Source organism: Streptomyces sp. NPDC050704 (assembly GCF_040654355.1).
Lineage (GTDB): Bacteria > Actinomycetota > Actinomycetes > Streptomycetales > Streptomycetaceae > Streptomyces.
Window position 1 is genome coordinate 1 of the sequence record NZ_JBFAHW010000261.1, and the last position, 2,209, is coordinate 2,209.

General features: G+C 69.5%; 2 protein-coding genes and 1 pseudogene. 2 read left to right on the top strand and 1 reads right to left on the bottom strand.

Annotation, left to right across the window (positions count from 1 at the left end):
- Both AB0I18_RS51920 and AB0I18_RS51925 read left to right on the top strand, forming a co-directional pair.
- Window positions 1-267, top strand: a pseudogene (locus AB0I18_RS51920) (TetR/AcrR family transcriptional regulator); the annotation flags it as partial.
- Between the two features lie 79 nt (window positions 268-346).
- Window positions 347-499 (top strand): hypothetical protein, encoded by a 153-nt coding sequence (locus AB0I18_RS51925; protein WP_363112871.1) that lies wholly within the window; start codon window positions 347-349, stop codon window positions 497-499.
- 175 nt (window positions 500-674) lie between these two features.
- On the opposite strand, the gene AB0I18_RS51930 is transcribed toward AB0I18_RS51925, so the two are convergent.
- On the bottom strand, window positions 675-1,301 hold the full coding sequence (locus tag AB0I18_RS51930) for a class I SAM-dependent methyltransferase (protein ID WP_363112872.1): 627 nt from the start codon (window positions 1,299-1,301) through the stop codon (window positions 675-677).
- Window positions 1,302-2,209: the final 908 nt, after the last annotated feature.

The window sequence follows — 2,209 nt, forward strand, 5'->3', positions numbered from 1 at the left end:
GCGGCGCGCGGCGCCTACGCCGCGCTCGTCGCGGACCGGAACATCCTGCGTTTCCTCATGCACACGGACTGTGCCGTCGGCGAGCCGCTGGTGGAGCAGGCCGTGCGCCGGTGCTACGCCAAGCAGGTTGACACCGTTCGGCAGCTGCTGGGCGACGACGAGGCCGTGCGGCGCTGGTTCGGCGCCGGAATGCTCGACAACGTGGTCGCCGTGCTGGGGCTGGCCGACATCGATGAGCCGTGGGCACACGTCCTCACCGCTCGATGACCTGACATCCTGTTCCAGCCACCACCGTTCGGCCCGGTCGTTGAACAGCCGTGTACATCTCGCGCGAGGAGTTCATCGGATGCCGGTGGTGCCGTGGCCTTCGTCAGGCAGCACCCCGCCGGGCTGTGGCGCTGCCGCGCCGGGCCCGGTGGGCGGGGTGGACGCGGGGGCGACTGGGCTCATCGCGGTGATCACGATCACCCACGTGGCGCTCATCGTCGCGGAGGTCTGAGCAAGGCCCTGGAGAGTGGATAGGCGCCGCATGTCGGTGCTGAGCGTGGCTGCCGGGGCAACGGCAGGACTCCCGGGTCCGGGCCGCGGCAAGTGCCGCCGCCGGGATGCTTCGAAGTGCGGACGCCCGGCGGCGGCCGTGGCAGGCTGAGGACAGTCACGGACAGGGCGCGGACTCATGTGGTGGGGCGGGAGTGCACGCTGACGGCATAGCCGCAGCCTTGGTAGTAGGGGTCGCCGCTCCAGGTGGCGTAGCGCTGCCGCAGGGTCAGTCCGGCCTGGGTGCACCAGTGGTCGAACTCCGTAAGGGTCACCGTCGGTTCCGGCAGCGGCAGGTGTGCCGCGTCCAGTCCCATGCCGGTGACCAGCAGTCCGCCAGGGCGCAGTACGGCGACCAGCTGCCGGACGACGGCTGATTCGGTGCCGGCGGCCAGTAGGGGGATGACGTTCCCGGCGGCGAGCGCCAGGTCGAAGCCCGGATTCAGGCCGAGGGCATCGAGGTGGGCCAGGTCTCCGAGGAGCCACTCCTGCGTGGGGGCGTCGCGGCGGGCGACGGCGAGCATCGAGGGGTCGACGTCCACGCCGGTGCAGTCGTGGCCCAGCTCGGCGAGCCGGATCGCGATCCGACCGGTGCCGCAGCCGGCGTCGAGGACCCGGGCGGCGGGCGTCAGCAGCGCGGCGCAGAAAGCGGCCTCGCCATGGATGTCCTGCCCCGATTCGGCTAGCCGCGCGAAACGCTGAGCGTATTCCTCTCCACCTTGTCCGCCTGTCAGTTCCGCCCAACGGTCGCGTTGCCCGGTCATGTTCAGCGTGCCTTCCGGTAAGCCTGATAGGTGCAGACCTCACGGTCTGCTACGAAGGTACACAGAGCGAGGCTCGAACAGCAGTCCAGCCGTACGCTATCTCAGCACCCGTACCTGACCACCCGCCTCCCGCGTCGCGTACCCAGCCGGGCGAAGACCTGCGGGCAGGGGAACCACCGGCGGCGCGCCACGGTGACTCGGACACGGTTCACTTCACGTGCATCCCTCCGTCCAACACGCTCACGAACAACCCACACCCCCGGAAGGCCAGCGACGACCCACGCCTGACCGTCCTCTCGGGCTCGTCCGCGTACTCGGCCTCAAAGAGGCTCTCGCCACCGACACCCGGCCCCATCAGGTAGACCAGGAAGGGCCGACGCCAGTCCTCGCGCTACGGATTGAATCCCACCAGGGCCGTGAGCTCCTCGTCCGCGGAGGTGTTGCCGTGGAACGGAAGCGGAAACGGAAACGGCCGCCGGGCGACTCGGTTCACTGACCCGGTAATGGGTGAACCCTTCGAGCTTGCCTCACCAGCCCGGACGTTCACCGCGTCCAAGGGCAGAAGAACTTCACCCGCGACCTCTCTACGCTGGACCCGCCGTCAACTGCCTCCCTCCCCCGGAGACGTTCACGCTGCGGGCCGCGCTCTCGCAGAAAGCACCGCTCCCCGCCGCGGATCGTGCCGGCTTCATCCACGTCCACGGCGCCATCGACAGCGAAAGAAGGGGGCGGCAGTCTGTTGCGTACTCTGGCGGCATGCGCATGCGCCCCACTCTGAGCTGGACCCCTGCCGAGGACCTGCCGCCGGGCACCACGGACCTGGAACCGGTCGCCGATGCGCTGAGCACCGGCGGGATGGGGGTCGGACTTTTTGTCGCGAATCGGAAGTTCGGGCTTGCCGGGATAGC